Origin of the sequence: Streptomyces sp. NPDC005775 (genome assembly GCF_042871565.1) — a bacterium.
Classification (GTDB): domain Bacteria; phylum Actinomycetota; class Actinomycetes; order Streptomycetales; family Streptomycetaceae; genus Streptomyces.
This window is the reverse complement of record NZ_JBIAIU010000002.1, coordinates 306401-321650: the sequence shown is the minus strand read 5'-3', so window position 1 is coordinate 321650 and position 15250 is coordinate 306401. Positions and strand designations below refer to the sequence as shown.

The 15250-nt window shown below is 72.2% G+C and carries 17 protein-coding genes; 11 read left to right on the top strand and 6 right to left on the bottom strand.

Annotation, left to right across the window (positions count from 1 at the left end):
* Nucleotides 1-159 precede the first annotated feature (159 nt).
* The 4 genes from ACFYPA_RS05040 to ACFYPA_RS05025 all read right to left on the bottom strand — a co-directional run bounded on the left by ACFYPA_RS05040 (nt 160) and on the right by ACFYPA_RS05025 (nt 2433).
* Nucleotides 160-396 carry a hypothetical protein gene (locus ACFYPA_RS05040; RefSeq protein ID WP_359319087.1) on the bottom strand — a complete coding sequence of 79 codons (237 nt, stop codon included), beginning with the start codon at nt 394-396 and terminating at the stop codon, nt 160-162.
* A 63-nt stretch (nt 397-459) separates the two neighbouring features.
* Nucleotides 460-1206 (bottom strand): SDR family oxidoreductase, encoded by a 747-nt coding sequence (locus ACFYPA_RS05035; RefSeq protein WP_359082009.1) that lies wholly within the window; start codon nt 1204-1206, stop codon nt 460-462.
* A 103-nt stretch (nt 1207-1309) separates the two neighbouring features.
* Nucleotides 1310-1942 (bottom strand): TIGR03086 family metal-binding protein, encoded by a 633-nt coding sequence (locus ACFYPA_RS05030; RefSeq protein WP_389129558.1) that lies wholly within the window; start codon nt 1940-1942, stop codon nt 1310-1312.
* Between the two features lie 56 nt (nt 1943-1998).
* Entirely contained in the window at nt 1999-2433 is a 435-nt protein-coding gene (locus ACFYPA_RS05025) for a hypothetical protein (RefSeq protein WP_359082011.1), read from the bottom strand.
* Nucleotides 2434-2652: 219 nt separating this feature from the next.
* Here ACFYPA_RS05025 and ACFYPA_RS05020 point away from each other — a divergent pair, with 219 nt between their 5' ends.
* Complete coding sequence (locus tag ACFYPA_RS05020) at nt 2653-3576, top strand: DMT family transporter (RefSeq protein WP_359319084.1); 924 nt, start codon at nt 2653-2655, stop codon at nt 3574-3576.
* Here ACFYPA_RS05020 and ACFYPA_RS05015 read toward each other — a convergent pair.
* Complete coding sequence (locus tag ACFYPA_RS05015) at nt 3566-3769, bottom strand: hypothetical protein (RefSeq protein WP_359319083.1); 204 nt, start codon at nt 3767-3769, stop codon at nt 3566-3568. The genes ACFYPA_RS05020 and ACFYPA_RS05015 overlap by 11 nt on opposite strands.
* Nucleotides 3770-3915: 146 nt before the next feature.
* On the opposite strand from ACFYPA_RS05015, the gene ACFYPA_RS05010 reads away from it, so the two are divergent.
* From ACFYPA_RS05010 to ACFYPA_RS04990, 5 genes are all read left to right on the top strand, one after another.
* Entirely contained in the window at nt 3916-5133 is a 1218-nt protein-coding gene (locus ACFYPA_RS05010) for a histidine kinase (protein WP_359319081.1), read from the top strand.
* Nucleotides 5130-5852 carry a response regulator transcription factor gene (locus ACFYPA_RS05005; protein WP_359319079.1) on the top strand — a complete coding sequence of 241 codons (723 nt, stop codon included), beginning with the start codon at nt 5130-5132 and terminating at the stop codon, nt 5850-5852. The genes ACFYPA_RS05010 and ACFYPA_RS05005 overlap by 4 nt, the downstream gene beginning before the upstream one ends.
* 67 nt (nt 5853-5919) lie before the next feature.
* Nucleotides 5920-7098, top strand: coding sequence for a cytochrome P450 (locus tag ACFYPA_RS05000; RefSeq protein ID WP_359082016.1), 1179 nt, complete (start codon nt 5920-5922; stop codon nt 7096-7098).
* Between the two features lie 18 nt (nt 7099-7116).
* Nucleotides 7117-7530, top strand: a complete 414-nt coding sequence (locus tag ACFYPA_RS04995) for a PaaI family thioesterase (protein WP_359082017.1) — start codon at nt 7117-7119, stop codon at nt 7528-7530.
* An 11-nt stretch (nt 7531-7541) separates the two neighbouring features.
* Complete coding sequence (locus ACFYPA_RS04990) at nt 7542-8738, top strand: cytochrome P450 (RefSeq protein ID WP_359082018.1); 1197 nt, start codon at nt 7542-7544, stop codon at nt 8736-8738.
* Nucleotides 8739-8762: 24 nt separating this feature from the next.
* Here ACFYPA_RS04990 and ACFYPA_RS04985 read toward each other — a convergent pair whose 3' ends face one another.
* Nucleotides 8763-9767: a Gfo/Idh/MocA family oxidoreductase gene (locus ACFYPA_RS04985; RefSeq protein ID WP_389129551.1), complete on the bottom strand. Its 1005-nt coding sequence runs from the start codon at nt 9765-9767 to the stop codon at nt 8763-8765.
* A gap of 220 nt (nt 9768-9987) precedes the next feature.
* On the opposite strand from ACFYPA_RS04985, the gene ACFYPA_RS04980 reads away from it, so the two are divergent.
* The 5 genes from ACFYPA_RS04980 (at nt 9988) to ACFYPA_RS04960 (ending at nt 15237) form a co-directional block, all read left to right on the top strand.
* Nucleotides 9988-10746 carry a GntR family transcriptional regulator gene (locus ACFYPA_RS04980; RefSeq protein ID WP_389129548.1) on the top strand — a complete coding sequence of 253 codons (759 nt, stop codon included), beginning with the start codon at nt 9988-9990 and terminating at the stop codon, nt 10744-10746.
* Between the two features lie 259 nt (nt 10747-11005).
* Entirely contained in the window at nt 11006-11989 is a 984-nt protein-coding gene (locus ACFYPA_RS04975) for a substrate-binding domain-containing protein (RefSeq protein ID WP_359082021.1), read from the top strand.
* Nucleotides 11986-13035 (top strand): ABC transporter permease, encoded by a 1050-nt coding sequence (locus ACFYPA_RS04970; RefSeq protein ID WP_359082022.1) that lies wholly within the window; start codon nt 11986-11988, stop codon nt 13033-13035. The genes ACFYPA_RS04975 and ACFYPA_RS04970 overlap by 4 nt, the downstream gene beginning before the upstream one ends.
* Entirely contained in the window at nt 13032-13898 is an 867-nt protein-coding gene (locus ACFYPA_RS04965; protein WP_359319074.1) for an ATP-binding cassette domain-containing protein, read from the top strand. Before ACFYPA_RS04970 ends, ACFYPA_RS04965 begins: the two co-directional genes overlap by 4 nt.
* 175 nt (nt 13899-14073) lie before the next feature.
* Entirely contained in the window at nt 14074-15237 is a 1164-nt protein-coding gene (locus ACFYPA_RS04960; RefSeq protein ID WP_123463723.1) for an ROK family glucokinase, read from the top strand.
* Nucleotides 15238-15250 lie beyond the last annotated feature (13 nt).

Below are 15250 nucleotides of genomic sequence, written 5' to 3'. Positions count from 1 at the left end.
CGGCGTCGGATGCGGTGCGTCGCAAGGCGGAGGGGCGTCCGCATACTGGATGTATTCGGGCGTTCCGACAACGGAGGGGGTGCCCCCGTGCCGTTGAGGCTACGGGGGAGAGGTGCCGTAGCTGTCGTCGTGCGCCCGCCAGGGATTACGGGACAGCCCTCAGGCCTGCCCGGGAGAGCCCGCCTCGTGGTGCAGCCGTGCGATGACCTCGTCCACCCGGCCCCGCTCGTAGCCGCGCCGGACCAGGTCGAACCCCACGGGCCCGGCGGGCGGGGCGCCGCCGCGGAGCCGGGTGATGTAGGCCTCGACCTGGTCGCGGTCGTATCCGCGCCGGGCGATACGGAATCCGAACTGCTCGTACAGCGGTCGGTCGTCCTCTTCACCCGGCGCGGACATGAGGGCCTCCTCGGGGCGGGGTCGTCGGCGGGGCGGGATCGCCGTCCCGCCACCCTGCCACGCTCAGGCCGCGTGGCCACCGTCCACGACCATTTCCGCACCGGTGATGTACGCCGCCTCGTCACTCGCCAAGTAGGCGATCAGCGCGGCCACTTCACCCGTCGTCCCGAACCGGTCCAGCGCGTTGGCGGCGCGCTGCCCGGCGGCGAACGGGCCGTCGGCCGGGTTCATGTCGGTGTCGACCGCGCCGGCCTGGACCAGATTGACCGTGATGCCGCGCGGGCCGAGTTCGCGGGCGAGCGGCTTGGTCAGCCCGGACAGGGCCGACTTGCTCATCGCGTACAGCGTGCCGCCGGGACCACCCGCGTACCGGCTCAGGGCCGTGCCGACGGAGATGATCCGGCCCCCCTGCTCCAGGACGCCGGCCGCCGCCCGGCAGGCCAGGAAGACCGCCCGGACGTTGACGGCGAGTACCTGGTCGACATCGGCGTCGGTGAGGGAGTCGATCGGGCCGAGGACGCCGATGCCCGCGTTGTTGACCAGGATGTCGAGCCGGCCGAACGTCTCCGCCGCCCGGTGCACCGCCGCGGGGACGGCCTCCGGGTCGGCCGAGTCCGCCCGCAGGGCGATGGCGCGGCGGCCGCCCGCCTCGATCTTCCGTACGACCTCCTGGGCGGCCTCCTCGTCCCGCACGTAGGTCAGCGCCACGTCGGCGCCGTCCCGGGCGAGCCGCAGGGCGGTCGCGGCACCGATGCCCCGGCTGCCGCCGGTGACGAGCGCGGTGCGGTTCGTGCTGATGCTGCTGTTCATGAGGGGTTCCTGTTCCTTGCCGGTCGTGCTGACAGGAACAAGCAAAGTCGTTCGGCGCGCCGGATACCGGCGGGAAATGGACGCCGACGCCGGTGCGGCTCCGTCATGCTGAACCGGGCCAACCGCCCAGCGGTGGAGCCCACTTAGGAGAGCGGCCGAGCGTGGTCAGGATGAGCCCCAGGGTGCCGGATCCGTCGGCTCCGGCGCCCTCGCCGCGATCCCGCGCCGGGCGGAAGGCCGCCCCCGGCTGTTCGCGCCGCGCCCCGCCCGGCACGCGCCGGGCGAGGGGCAGGGCGGCGTCGACGACGGCCGGCGGGAGGGCGGTGCGCACGCCGAGCGTGGCCGCCACGTCCCAGGAGTGCACGACGTAGTCGATGAAGTGGAACCCGATCGCGGTGGTCGCGGCGAACGTGGTCTCCGCGTCGATCTCCGGGAGCGTGAACCGCCCATTCAGTACGCCCGGTCGCGCGAAGCCGTCCACGAGGGCGTGTGCCGTCCCGCGGTACCAGGTGACCGGATCGTCGCCGGCCGGCCGGGGTTCCCAGGCGGCCGGGTCGGCCCCCTCGCCCCGTGCGGCGGCGGCGAATCCGATGTGCTGGGCGCCCATGTGCTCCACGAGGAGCCGCAGGGTCCAGCGGTCGCACGGGGTGGGCCGGTCCCAGTCGCCGGGGCCCGCGTGCTCCACGAGGCGGACGGATTCCAGTACTGCGATCCGGTCGAGCTGGACGAGGTCCATGGTCCGGTTTCCCTTTCGCGAGGTGTGCCTGGACGGGGAGGGGGAGCCGGGCGGGCTCAGGCCGCGGAGGCGGGCCACGGGGCGGCGCCGGAGAGCAGGCGCCAGGCGGACTCGCGCAGCGCGGTGCGGCTGGTGAACGGGGTGTTCCAGGTGGCCGAGCGCAAGGTGCCCCGGTCCCGGTACGTCTGCACGACGCGCCGGTGGTCGGGGCGCGCGACGAAGCCCATCAGGTGCTCGCGGGCGGTCCAGACCGTGATCGACCCCGAGCGGTTCATCCGGGGGCCGATATCCGCCCACAGCCACATGCCGACCGCGCCGGGCGTCCGCGGCCAGGTGCGGCGCAGCCGCATGCCGGCCGCCCCGACGGAGAGGGTGGTCCAGGGGCGGTGAGTGACGAATTCGGTGACGGAGACGACCACGTCGGTGGCGAGGGCCGGCGACGCGGCGGCCGAGCCGTCCTGCCATGCCGTGCTCCAGAGGGTGTGTGACACGCGTGCCCCTTCGATGGTTCGGCACAGCCGTCCGCGCCGGATACAGGCGACGATACAACTGTGCGAACGGTCGTGCTATCAAATTCCGAAGGCCGGTCGCGGGGTGGTCGCGCAGGCCCACGGGCTCGCCAGGGCAGGAGGGCGACCGGTAGCGTGACCGATCCGCGTGCGAGCCAGTGAGGTCTCCACACCATCACCGTGGAGAACCAGGAGTTCCGGGTGTCCTCTGTCGCCGTGCCCCTCCTCGCCCCGTCGCGCCGTGCGTGGCTGACCGATCTGCCCGTACTGCTCGTCGCCGTGGTGTGGGGCTCCAGCTATCTGGCCGCCAAGGGCATCACCACGTCGCAGACCGTCATCGCCGTCCTCGTGCTGCGGTTCGCCGTCGTGCTGCCCGTTCTGGTGATCGCCGGCTGGTCCCGGCTGCGGGCGCTGAGCGCGGCCCAGTGGCGGGGCGCGGGAATGCTGGGCCTCGTACTCAGCGGGATCTTCCTGGTGGAGACGTACGGCATCGTGCACACCTCGGCCACCAACGCCGGGCTCATCATCAGCCTCACCATGATCTTCACCCCGCTCGCCGAGGCCGCCGTGACCCGCACCAGGCCGACCGGGGCCTTCGTCTCGGCCGCCGGACTCTCCGTCGCCGGAGTGGTGCTCCTGACCCAGGGCGGCGGATTCACCAGCCCCTCGGCGGGCGATCTGCTGATGCTGGTCGCCGCACTCGCCCGCACCCTGCACGTCCTGCTCATGGCGCGCATCAAGGCCGTTCAGTCGGCGGATTCGTTGTCGCTCACGACCGTCCAGCTCGGCAGTGCCGTCGCCGTCTTCGCCCTGCTGGCCGCAGCCCCCGGCACCGGGGAGTCACCGTGGTCGGTCGCCGCCGGGTTCGGCGTGCGGGAATGGGGCGGGCTGCTGTTCCTGTCGGTGTTCTGCACGCTCTTCGCGTTCTTCGTGCAGATGTGGTCCGTACGCCGCACCTCGCCGTCCCGGGTCAGCCTGCTGCTCGGTACGGAACCGCTCTGGGCCGCCGCCGTCGGGATCGCGATCGGCGGCGAACGCCTGGGAGTCCTCGGGGTCGCGGGCGCCGTACTGGTGCTGGCCGGTACGGCCTGGGGGCGACGCAGCGCGGACCCCGTCACTCCTTGATCGAGTCCGCTGCGATCATGACGGCGACCCCCGTCACCACCAGCACGATGCAGGCGAACAACGTGTGATCGCCGACGAACGGCAGCCGTCCCACCACGCTGAAGAAGCGGAACCGGTCGAGCCATTCGTGGAGCAGCCCGGCGGCGCCCTGGACGAAGACCAGGAAGCCGACCGTCTCGCAGAATCTCTTCATGGCGGCGAGCCTGGCGGACCGTCCACGGGTGCCGCGTCGGCCGGTGGTCTGCGCGCCGGGTCCGAAAGTCTCCACTTCCGCGACTTCGGTCGCTCCGGCGCCGGGGACGGCCCCGAGCCCCGTCCCGGCTGCGTAGCTTGGGCGACATGACGCGTACCGAATACCCCTGGCTGCTGCCCTCGGCGATGGCCGATCCCGAGCTGCCGGGCGACCGGGGCGGCCGGACGCGCCGCACCGTGCGGGACTGGGCCGTCGACATCACGGCGTTCCTCTGCGCGGCGGGCATCGGCTTGGCGGTCATCGACGCGATCGACGCCGATCCGACCACCCCCGACGCCTTCGTCTTCGTCGACTCGATCGTCGGCGCGGCGGCCTGCTGCGCGCTGTGGGTCCGGCGGCGGTGGCCGGTCGGCCTCGCCGTGGTCCTGACGCTCCTGACCATCGTGGAGCCCGTCGCGGCGGGCGCCCAGCTGGTGGCGCTGTTCAGCGTGGCGGTCCACCGGCCGTTCCGCCCCGTGGTCCTCGTCGGCGCCGCAGCCCTGCTCCTCACCCCCGTACAGCCCTACCTGCGCCCCGACCCGGCCTCCTCGTTCATGGAGTCCACCGTCATCGGGCTGCTGATGGCCCTGCTCGCGCTCAGCTGGGGCATGGTCGTACGGTCCCGGCGCCAGCTCGTCGTCACCCTGCGCGAGCGCGCCCGGCGGGCCGAGACCGAGGCCGGGCTCCGTGCCGAGCGGGCGCAGCGGCTGGCCCGCGAGGACATCGCCCGCGAGATGCACGACGTCCTCGCCCACCGGCTGACCCTGCTCAGCGTCCACGCCGGCGCCCTCGAATTCCGCCCCGACGCGCCCCCGGCCGAAGTCGCCCGCGCCGCCGGGGTCATCCGGGACAGCGCGCACGAGGCGCTCCAGGACCTCCGCGAGATCATCGGGGTCCTGCGCAGCCCCCGTGACGGCGACGGCGACCGGCCGCAGCCCACCCTCGCCACGCTCGACGCACTCGTCGCCGAATCCCGCCTGGCCGGCATGGCGGTCACCCTCGACAACCGCATCGCCGACCCGGCCGCCGCCCCCGCCGCCACCGGCCGCACCGTCTACCGCATCGCCCAGGAGGGTCTGACCAACGCCCGCAAGCACGCGCCCGGCACCGAGGCCACCGTCACGGTCTCCGGCGGCCCGGGCCGGGGAATCACCGTCGAGGTGCGCAACCCGGCCCCCACCGAACCCTTCGAGCACGTACCGGGGTCCGGCCAGGGCCTCATCGGCCTGACCGAGCGGGCCACCCTCGCCGGGGGCCGCCTCGACCACGGACCTGAACCTGACGGCGGGTTCGGGGTCCGGGCCTGGCTACCGTGGTCCTCATGACCGACCCGACTCCCGTGCCCCCCGCCTCCCGGCCCGTCCGGCTGATCGTCGTCGACGACGACCCGCTCGTCCGGGCGGGGCTCGCCCTCATGCTCGGCGGCGCGGACGACATCGAGATCGTGGGGGAGGGGGCCGACGGCAGCGAGGCGGCCGAACTCGTCGACCGGCTCCGCCCGGACGTGGTCCTGATGGACATCCGGATGCCGGTCATGGACGGGCTGACCGCGACCGAGGTGCTGCGCGGCCGCCCCGACGCGCCCGAGGTCGTCGTCCTGACGACGTTCCACGCCGACGAGCAGGTGCTGCGCGCCATCCGCGCCGGGGCCGCCGGCTTCGTCCTCAAGGACACCCCGCCCGCCCGGATCGTCGACTCCGTGCGGCGCGTGGCGGCCGGTGACCCCGTCCTCTCGCCCGCCGTCACCCGGCAGCTGATGGCCCGCGCGGCGGGCTCCGGGCAGGAGGGGCGGGCCGGCCGGGGCGAACGGGCGCGGCAGCGCATCGCGTCGCTGGCCGAGCGGGAGCGCGAGGTGGCGGTCGCTGTCGGGCAGGGCCGGTCCAACGCGGAGATCGCCGCTTCCCTCTATCTGAGCGTGGCCACGGTGAAGACCCAGGTGTCCCGCATTCTCGCCAAGTTGGACTTCAACAACCGGGTGCAGATCGCGCTGCTGGTCCATGACGCGGGTCTCCTCGACGACGACGCCGACCCCGGCCTGTCCTGAATCCGTCGTCCCCGCCGCGCCGGTCGGCTTAGGCTGACGGGACCGATCCGACAGGGAGGGTGGGCCCATGTCCGATGTCGACGCGGATCTGCGCGGAGCAGCCGATTTCACCGCGCATCCGTACCCGTACTACGCCAAGCTGCGCGCCGAAGGTCCGGTGCACACCGTCCGCACCGACGAGTTCGACCGGGTCTGGCTCGTCGTCGGTTACGACGAGGGGCGGGCCGTCCTCGCCGACCAGAGATTCGGCAAGGACTGGCGGACGCTTCCCGGCCGGACGGGCGCGGGCGACCCCATCAACGCCAACATGCTGGAGATGGACGCGCCGGACCACACCCGCCTGCGCAAGCTCGTCTCCCGGGAGTTCACCCCGCGCCGGGTCGAGGCGCTGCGCCCCCGTGTGCAGCAGATCACCGACGGACTGCTCGACACGATGCTGCCCGCCGGGCGGGCTGACCTCCTCGACGCGCTCGCCTTTCCGCTGCCGATGACCGTCATCTGCGAACTCATCGGCGTACCCGACATGGACCGGGCCGCCTTCCGCGTGATGTCCAACGCCGTGGTCTCCCCGGCCGGTGCGCAGGAGGAGGGCGACGCCGTCCGCGCGATGGGCGCCTACCTCGCCGAACTGATCGAGGACAAACGCTGTTCGCCCGGCGACGACCTGCTGAGCGCGCTGATCGCCGCACGGTACGACGACGATGACACCCTGTCGCCCGACGAACTGGTCGGCATGGCCTTCCTGCTGCTGGTCGCGGGCCACGAGACCACGGTCAACCTGATTTCCAACGGCGTACGGGCCCTGCTCGCCCACCCCGAACAGCTCGCGGCCCTGCGCGGCGACTTCGGGCTGCTGGACGGTGCGGTGGAGGAGATGCTCCGTTACGACGGGCCGGTGGAGAACGCCACCTTCCGGTTCGCCCGGGAGAGCGTCACGATCGGCTCGCGGACCATCCCCGCCGGTGCCCCGGTCCTGGTCTCCCTGGCCGGCGCCGACCGCGACCCCGGACGCCATCCGGGCCCCGACCGCTTCGACATCCGCCGAGAGGCGCAGGGACACCTGGCCTTCGGCCACGGGATCCACTTCTGCCTGGGCGCGCCGCTGGCCCGGATGGAGGGCCGCATCGCGATCCGTACACTGCTGGAACGCTGCCCCGGACTCATGTTCGACCCGGATGCCGGGGAGCCGGACTGGCTGCCCGGCATGCTGATCCGCGGGGTGCGCAGGCTCCCCGTGCGCTGGTGACACCGAAGGGACCCGCTCATGACCGGACTCGACCTGCAGATGGCACAGAAGGTGCTCGACAGCCAGCCGTTCAGCGCCCTCGTCGGCGCGCGGATCACCGCCTTCGGTGACGGGGCGGCCACGCTGGAGATCGCCGGCCGTGAGGAACTGCGGCAGCAGAACGGATTCCTGCACGGCGGCGTGCTCGCCTACGCCGCCGACAACGCCCTCACCTTCGCCGCCGGCACGACGCTCGGCCCGGCCGTGCTGACCGGCGGCTTCTCCATCCAGTACCTCCGCCCCGCCACCGGCACCACGCTCGTCGCGCGGGCGGAGGTCGTCCACACCGGCCGTCGGCAGGCGGTGGCGCGGTGTGATCTGTTCGTCGTGGGGGAGGACGGTGTCGAAGCGCTCTGTGCCGTCGCGCAGGGCACCGTGCTGAGTGCCACCTGAAGGAGTCCCCTGTGACCACCGAAGCCATAGTCGACCTGGGGGCGCTCGGCGAGCGGTTCACCCGCGACCCGTTCCCCGTGTACGCGGACTTACGGGCCCGAGGCCCCGTGCACCGGGTCCGCATCCCGGAGGGCACCGTCGCCTGGCTCGTCGTCGGCTACGAGGAGGGCAGGGCCGCACTCGCGGATCAGCGGTTCTCCAAGCAGTGGAGCAACGCCTCGCCCGCCCTCGGCGTCAGCAAGGTCTCCGCAGGGACCTCCATGCTCAGCTCGGACGCACCGGCGCACACCCGGTTGCGTAAACTCGTGACCCGGGAGTTCACCGCCCGCCGGATGCAGCAACTCGTGCCACGCGTCCAGCAGATGACGGACGAACTGCTCGACTCCATGCTGGCGCGGCCGGAGCGCGCGACCGATCTCGTCGAGTCCCTCTCCTTCCCGTTGCCCATGTCCGTCATCTGCGAACTGCTCGGAGTGCCGTTCCTGGACCGCCGGGCCTTTCGCGAGTGGTCCAACACCGTGGTGTCCTCCATCGACGGTGAAGCACGGCGTACCGCGACCGCCGAGATGTCCGGCTACCTCGCCGGACTGCTCGACGACAAGCGGAAGCAGCCCGGCGACGACCTGATGAGCGCGCTCATCCACACGGCCGACGAGGAGGGCGACCGCCTCTCGGCCGCTGAACTGATGGGCATGGCCTGGCTGCTGCTGGTCGCGGGCCACGAGACCACGGTCAACCTGATCTCCGGCGGGGTGCTGGCCCTGCTCACACATCCGGAGCAACTGGCCGCGCTGCGGGCGGACTTCGGTCTCATCGACAACGCCGTGGAGGAGATGCTCCGCTACGCGGGCCCGGTCGAGACGCCCACGTACCGCTTCACCACCGAAGCCGTCGACATCGGCGGCACGGTGATCCCGGGCGGCGGCGAGCTCGTCCTGGTCGCGATGTCCGACGCCAACCGCGACCCGGACCGCTACCCGGACGCGGACCGCTTCGACATCACCCGGGACGCCCGCGGGCACCTGGCCTTCGGCCACGGCATCCACTACTGCCTGGGTGCGCCGCTGGCGCGTATCGAGGCGGCGGTGGCCGTGAGGTCGTTGCTGGAGCGCTGTCCGGAGCTGGCGCTGGACGGGGACCCGGCCGAGCTGACCTGGCGTACGGGGATGCTCATACGGGGGCCGGAGGGGCTGCCCGTCAGGTGGTGAGCCGAAGGCGGAGCGCGCCCGGGGTCAGGCGGACGGGATCTCCGTGAGCTCCACCGGGCGCCGCTCCCGCCGCGACACCTCGCACGCCTCCGCGACCCGCAGGGCGCTCAGCGCCTCCCGGCCGTCGCACGGATTGGCCGCCTCGCCGCGCACCAGGCGGAGGAAGGCGTCCAGTTCGGCCTCGTACGCGGGAGCGAAGCGCTCCAGGAAGCCGGGCCAGGGGTCGGCCGGGGCGCCGGGGGCGTTCGGCTCGGCGGAGGTGAGCGGGGTGCGGTCGTCGACGCCGACCGCGATCTGGTCGCGCTCACCCGCGAGCTCCATCCGTACGTCGTATCCCGCGCCGTTGCAGCGGGTCGACGTCGCGGTGACCAGGGTGCCGTCGTCGAGCGTCAGCAGGGCAGCCGCCGTGTCGACGTCCCCGGCCGTGCGGAACATCGCGGGCCCGGCGTCGGACCCGGCGGCGTAGACCCGCACCACCTCACGGCCCGTCACCCAGCGCACCATGTCGAAGTCATGGATCAAGCAGTCCCGGAACAGCCCGCCGGAGAGCGGCAGATACGCGGCGGGCGGCGGCGCGGGATCGGAGGTCACCGTGCGGACGGTGTGCAGCCGGCCGAGCGCCCCCTCACGCACCGCTGCGCGTGCCGCCGCGTATCCGGCGTCGAACCGGCGCATGAAGCCGAGCTGGAGGACGCTGTGCGCACGCTCCGCCTCGCGCAGCGCCCTGAGGGTGCCCGCCAGATCCAGGGCGACGGGCTTCTCGCAGAAGGCAGGCAGGCACGCGCGGGCGGCCCGGCCGATCAGCTCGGCGTGGGCGGAGGTGGCGGAGGCGATCACCACGGCGTCCACACCGGCGTCGAACAGCTCCGTCGCCGTGGTCACGGCATGTGCCCCGGTCCGGCCGGCGACGGCGGCCGCGCGGGCCGGGTCGATGTCCGCCACCACCAACGCCTCCACCGCGGGGTGCCGGGCGAGGACGCCCGCGTGGAAGGAGCCGATCCGGCCGGTGCCGAGGAGTCCGATGCGCATGGTTCCAACGTGCCGTCCACACGTGACGATGTCAATCGAATGTCCTGACAAAGGGCGGTCCATTTCGGCAGGTTGACCGCAGGGCTGTGCTCGGCGCGCTGCCCCGGGCCGCACTCCACGCGCCACCCCGCGCGAGGATCCTCGGCTGCGGGACTCCGCTGTCCGGACAACAGGACGACCGGACTACCGGAGTTAGGGACATGCGGGTTACGCTCCCGACGTGCCGAAATCCACCGCCGACGCCACGGCCCTCGACCTGAGCGTGGACCGCTCCAGCCCCGTCCCGCTCTACTACCAGCTCGCGCAGCAGCTGGAGGCGGCGATCGAGGACGGCCGGCTCGCCGCCGGTGGTCTCCTCGGCAACGAGATCGAGCTCGCGGCCCGGCTCGGGCTGTCCCGCCCCACCGTCCGCCAGGCCATCCAGTCGCTCGTCGACAAGGGTCTGCTGGTCCGCCGCCGCGGCGTCGGCACCCAGGTGCTGCACAGCAAGGTCAGACGCCCGCTCGAACTCAGCAGCCTGTACGACGACCTGGAGGCCGCCGGCCGCCGCCCCTCGACCACCGTCCTGGCCAACGCCCCCCGGCCCGCGACCGCCGCCGTCGCCGCGGCGCTGGGCGTCGCGGAGGGCGCCGAGGTGCAGTACATCGAGCGGCTGCGCGAGGCGGACGGTGAGCCCCTGGCCCTCCTGCGCAACCACCTGCCCGCCGGCCTCCTCGACCTCTCCGGCGACCGGCCGGCCGCCACCGGCCTCTACCGGATGATGCGCGGCGCGGGCATCACCCTGCACAGCGCCCGCCAGACCGTGGGTGCCCGTCTCGCCACCGCCGAGGAGGCCGGCCCGCTCGGCGAGAGCGGGGGAGCCGCCCTGCTCACGATGGAGCGCACCACCTTCGACGACACCGGCCGGGCGGTCGAATTCGCCTCCCACCTCTACCGCGCCTCGCGCTACGCCTTCGATTTCCAGCTCCTCGTACGGTGACACGGGGCCCCGACTCTCGTACGGTGTCACAGGCTTCTCGGCTACTCGTACGGTGACGGCGGCCGCACCCGGCCGCCCCGGCGCCGTACACGTCCCTGTCCGACGCACGTGCCGCGCCCCTGCCGGGCGACCGTGACCCGGGCTCGGGGATACTTGCCCAGCCGGGCCGGGACGCATGGCCCCGGCTCCACCAGCAGCACAGCGAGCAGCACAAGAAGGGCACGGCGTCGTGGCAAGGGTTCGGACAGGGGTACGTGCGATGGGCGCCGTGCTTGCGGCGGTGCTCGGGGCCTCCCTCATGGGATGCAGCAGCACCGGCGGCAAGCGGGCGGAGGAGCGTGCGGCCGAGGCCGCATCCGAGGGCCGGTCCGCGGTGAACACGCCCCGCTGGACGTTCGCCATGGTCACCCACTCGGGCGACGGCGACACCTTCTGGGACATCGTCCAGAAGGGCGCCAAGATGGCGTCCGAGAAGGACAACATCAACTTCCTGTACTCGCACAACGACGAGGGGCAGCAGCAGGCCCAGCTCGTGCAGGCCGCCATCGACAAGAAGGTCGACGGCCTGATCGTCACGCTCGCCAAACCCGACGCCATGAAGGCCGTCGTCGCCAAGGCCGTCAAGGCCGGCATCCCGGTGATCACGGTGAACTCGGGCTCCGCCGAGTCCAAGAGCTACGGCGCGCTCACCCACATCGGCCAGGACGAGTCGATCGCGGGCGAGGCCGTCGGCGACGAGCTCAACGCGCGGGGCCGCAAGAAGGCCCTGTGCATCCTCCACGAGCAGGGCAACGTCGGCCATGAGCAGCGCTGCGCCGGCGCGAAGAAGACCTTCGACGGCCAGATGCAGAACCTGTACGTCGAGGGCACCAACATGCCCGACGTCCAGGCCTCCATCGAGGCGAAGCTCCAGGCCGACAAGGACATCGACGCGGTCGTCACCCTCGGCGCCCCCTTCGCGGACGCCGCCGTCAAGGCGAAGAAGACCGCCGGCAGCGAGGCCGAGATCGACACGTTCGACCTGAACGCCAAGGTGGCGGCCGACCTCCAGGCCAAGACCCTCGGCTTCGCCGTCGACCAGCAGCCCTACCTCCAGGGGTACGAGGCCATCGACCTGCTCTGGCTCTACCGCTACAACCGCAACGTCCTCGGCGGCGGCCGTCCGGTCCTGACCGGTCCGCAGGTCATCACCTCCGACGACGCCGCACAGCTCGCCGAGTACGCGACCCGGGGAACCCGATGACCGCGGGGCCCGGTACCTCCTCCGCCGCGGTGGACGAGCGACTGCTGCGCACCTCACCGCTGCGCAAGCTGCTCGGCCGCCCGGAGCTCGGCTCGGTCGTCGGCGCGCTGGCCGTCTTCCTCTTCTTCGCGATCGTCGCCGACAGCTTCCTGCGCGCCACCAGCTTCGGCACGGTGCTGTACGCGGCCTCCACCATCGGCATCATGGCGGCGCCGGTGGCGCTGCTGATGATCGGCGGCGAGTTCGACCTCTCCGCCGGTGTGATGGTCACCAGTTCCGCGCTGATCTCGTCGATGTTCAGCTACCAGATGACGGCCAACGTCTGGGTGGGCGTCTTCGTCTCGCTGCTGGTCACGCTCGCCATCGGCGCGTTCAACGGCTTCATGCTGACCCGCACGAAACTGCCGAGCTTCATCATCACGCTCGGTACGTTCCTGATGCTGACCGGTCTGAACCTGGGATTCACCAAGCTGATCAGCGGGACCGTCTCGACGAAGACCATCGGCAACATGGAGGGCTTCGACTCCGCCCGCAAGGTCTTCGCCTCGCACTGGACGGTCGGCGGCGTCGAGCTGAAGGTGACCATCCTGTGGTGGGCCGTCCTCGTCGCCATTGCCACCTGGATCCTGATCCGCACCCGCTTCGGCAACTGGATCTTCGCCGTCGGCGGCGAGGCCGACGCGGCCCGCGCGGTCGGCGTCCCGGTGATCCGGACCAAGATCGGTCTCTACCTCGGGGTGGCCTTCGCGGCCTGGGTCTCCGGCCAGCACCTGCTGTTCAGCTACGACGTGGTGCAGTCCGGCGAGGGGGTCGGCAACGAGCTGATCTACATCATCGCGGCCGTCATCGGCGGCTGTCTGATCACCGGCGGATACGGCTCCGCGATCGGCTCGGCGGTCGGTGCCTTCATCTTCGGCATGACCAGCAAGGGCATCGTGTACGCGGAGTGGAACCCGGACTGGTTCAAGTTCTTCCTCGGAGCCATGCTGCTCCTGGCCACCCTGCTCAACGCATGGGTACGCAAGCGCGCGGAGGCGACGAAATGACGGCCCCCAAGGCATCGGACGGGCCGGCGGACACCGACCGGCGGCCGCTGGTCGAGCTCGACCACGTCAGCAAGTACTACGGCAACATCAAGGCCCTCCAGGACGTCTCGCTGGAGGTCCACGCCGGCGAGATCTCCTGCGTCCTCGGGGACAACGGCGCCGGCAAGTCCACCCTGATCAAGATCATCGCAGGGCTGCACCGGCACGACGAGGGAACCTTCCTCATCGACGGCGAGGAGACCCGGCTCGCCAATCCGCGCGACGCCCTGGACCGGGGCATCGCCACGGTCTACCAGGACCTCGCCGTCGTCCCCCTGATGCCGGTCTGGCGCAACTTCTTCCTCGGCTCCGAGCCGACGACCTGGACCGGCCCCTTCAAGCGCCTCGACGTCCGGCTGATGCGGGAGACGACCCGCTCCGCGCTGCTGCGGATGGGCATCGACCTGCGCGACGTCGACCAGCCCATCGGCACCCTCTCCGGCGGCGAGCGCCAGTGCGTCGCCATCGCGCGGGCCGTCCACTTCGGTGCCAAGGTCCTCGTCCTGGACGAGCCGACCGCCGCGCTCGGCGTCAAGCAGTCCGGGGTGGTGCTCAAGTACGTCGCCGCCGCCCGGGACGCGGGACTCGGCGTGGTCCTCATCACGCACAACCCGCACCACGCCTACCTCGTCGGTGACCGCTTCGTGCTGCTCAAGCGGGGAGCCATGGCGGGCAGCCACACGAAGGACGACGTCACGCTGGACGAGCTGACCCGCCAGATGGCGGGCGGCAGCGAGCTGGAGGAGCTCAGCCACGAGCTGGAGCGGGCCCCCGGTCCCGGCCCGCTGGGCGGCCGCCCGGCCGAGGGCGGCACCTCCGCGTGACCGCGTCCCCGGTCGCTCCCGGGCGCCCGAGTCGCCCGGCCCCCGGGCAGGCCGGGCGCCCGGTCGCAGGCCGGTCGCCGTACGGACCCGGGCCGGCAATGGCAGAATCGACTCCGGCGGGCACCGTCCGCCGCCGGAAGCACGACCGACCGGCCCCCCAGACCCCGCAGGGACGATGAGCACGTACCGCGACTTCACCCACCGCGGCTCCGCCCGCGCCACCGTCCTGCGGACCGTCGGCACCAGGGAGCGGCGCTCGCACCTCACCGCGCCGCGGGTGCCCACGGTCGGCATCGACATCGGGGGGACGAAGGTGATGGCCGGCGTCGTCGACGCCGACGGCAACATCCTGGAGACCCTGCGCACCGAGACGCCCGACAAGTCCAAGAGCCCCAAGGTCGTCGAAGACACCATCGTCGAGCTGGTGCTGGACCTCTCGGACCGCCACGACGTCCACGCGGTGGGCATCGGCGCGGCCGGCTGGGTCGACGCGGACCGCTCCAAGGTCCTGTTCGCCCCGCACCTGGCCTGGCGTGACGAACCCCTGCGCGACGCCATCGCCTCCCGGCTCGTCGTCCCCGTCATGGTCGACAACGACGCCAACACGGCCGCCTGGGCCGAATGGCGCTTCGGCGCCGGCCGCGGCGAGGACCACCTCGTCATGATCACCCTCGGCACCGGCATCGGCGGCGCGATCCTGGAGGACGGTCAGGTCAAGCGCGGCAAGTACGGCGTCGCCGGTGAGTTCGGCCACATGCAGGTCGTGCCCGGAGGCCACCGCTGCCCCTGCGGCAACCGCGGCTGCTGGGAGCAGTACAGCTCCGGGAACGCCCTCGTCCGGGAGGCCAGGGAACTGGCCGCCGCCGACTCCCCGGTGGCCCACGGGCTCATCGAGCGGGTCAAGGGCAACATCCCCGACATCACCGGACCGCTCATCACCGAACTGGCCCGCGAGGGCGATGCGATGTGCATCGAACTTCTCCAGGACATCGGCCAGTGGCTCGGCGTCGGCATCGCGAATCTCGCCGCCGCGCTCGACCCCTCCTGCTTCGTCATCGGAGGCGGGGTCAGCGCCGCCGACGACCTGCTGATCGGACCGGCCAGGGACGCCTTCAAACGGCACCTCACCGGCCGCGGCTACCGCCCCGAGGCCCGGATCGCGAAGGCGCAGCTCGGCCCCGAGGCGGGTATGGTCGGCGCGGCCGACCTCGCCAGGCTGGTGGCCCGCCGCTTCCGGCGGACCAACCGCCGACGCGTCGAGCGGTACGAGCGGTACGCCCAGATCTACGATCAGGCCGCCAGCACCATCCGTAACACGCGCAACACCCGCACTTCCTAGGGATCCCCACACC

Bases quoted from the DNA above. Each gene is read 5' to 3' on its own strand.
- ACFYPA_RS05040 (WP_359319087.1), bottom strand. From the start codon at position 396: ATGTCCGCGCCGGGTGAAGAGGACGACCGACCGCTGTACGAGCAGTTC.
- ACFYPA_RS05035 (WP_359082009.1), bottom strand. From the start codon at position 1,206: ATGAACAGCAGCATCAGCACGAACCGCACCGCGCTCGTCACCGGCGGC.
- ACFYPA_RS05030 (WP_389129558.1), bottom strand. From the start codon at position 1,942: ATGGACCTCGTCCAGCTCGACCGGATCGCAGTACTGGAATCCGTCCGC.
- ACFYPA_RS05015 (WP_359319083.1), bottom strand. From the start codon at position 3,769: ATGAAGAGATTCTGCGAGACGGTCGGCTTCCTGGTCTTCGTCCAGGGC.
- ACFYPA_RS05010 (WP_359319081.1), top strand. From the start codon at position 3,916: ATGACGCGTACCGAATACCCCTGGCTGCTGCCCTCGGCGATGGCCGAT.
- ACFYPA_RS05005 (WP_359319079.1), top strand. From the start codon at position 5,130: ATGACCGACCCGACTCCCGTGCCCCCCGCCTCCCGGCCCGTCCGGCTG.
- ACFYPA_RS05000 (WP_359082016.1), top strand. From the start codon at position 5,920: ATGTCCGATGTCGACGCGGATCTGCGCGGAGCAGCCGATTTCACCGCG.
- ACFYPA_RS04995 (WP_359082017.1), top strand. From the start codon at position 7,117: ATGACCGGACTCGACCTGCAGATGGCACAGAAGGTGCTCGACAGCCAG.
- ACFYPA_RS04985 (WP_389129551.1), bottom strand. From the start codon at position 9,767: ATGCGCATCGGACTCCTCGGCACCGGCCGGATCGGCTCCTTCCACGCG.
- ACFYPA_RS04975 (WP_359082021.1), top strand. From the start codon at position 11,006: ATGGGCGCCGTGCTTGCGGCGGTGCTCGGGGCCTCCCTCATGGGATGC.
- ACFYPA_RS04970 (WP_359082022.1), top strand. From the start codon at position 11,986: ATGACCGCGGGGCCCGGTACCTCCTCCGCCGCGGTGGACGAGCGACTG.
- ACFYPA_RS04965 (WP_359319074.1), top strand. From the start codon at position 13,032: ATGACGGCCCCCAAGGCATCGGACGGGCCGGCGGACACCGACCGGCGG.
- ACFYPA_RS04960 (WP_123463723.1), top strand. From the start codon at position 14,074: ATGAGCACGTACCGCGACTTCACCCACCGCGGCTCCGCCCGCGCCACC.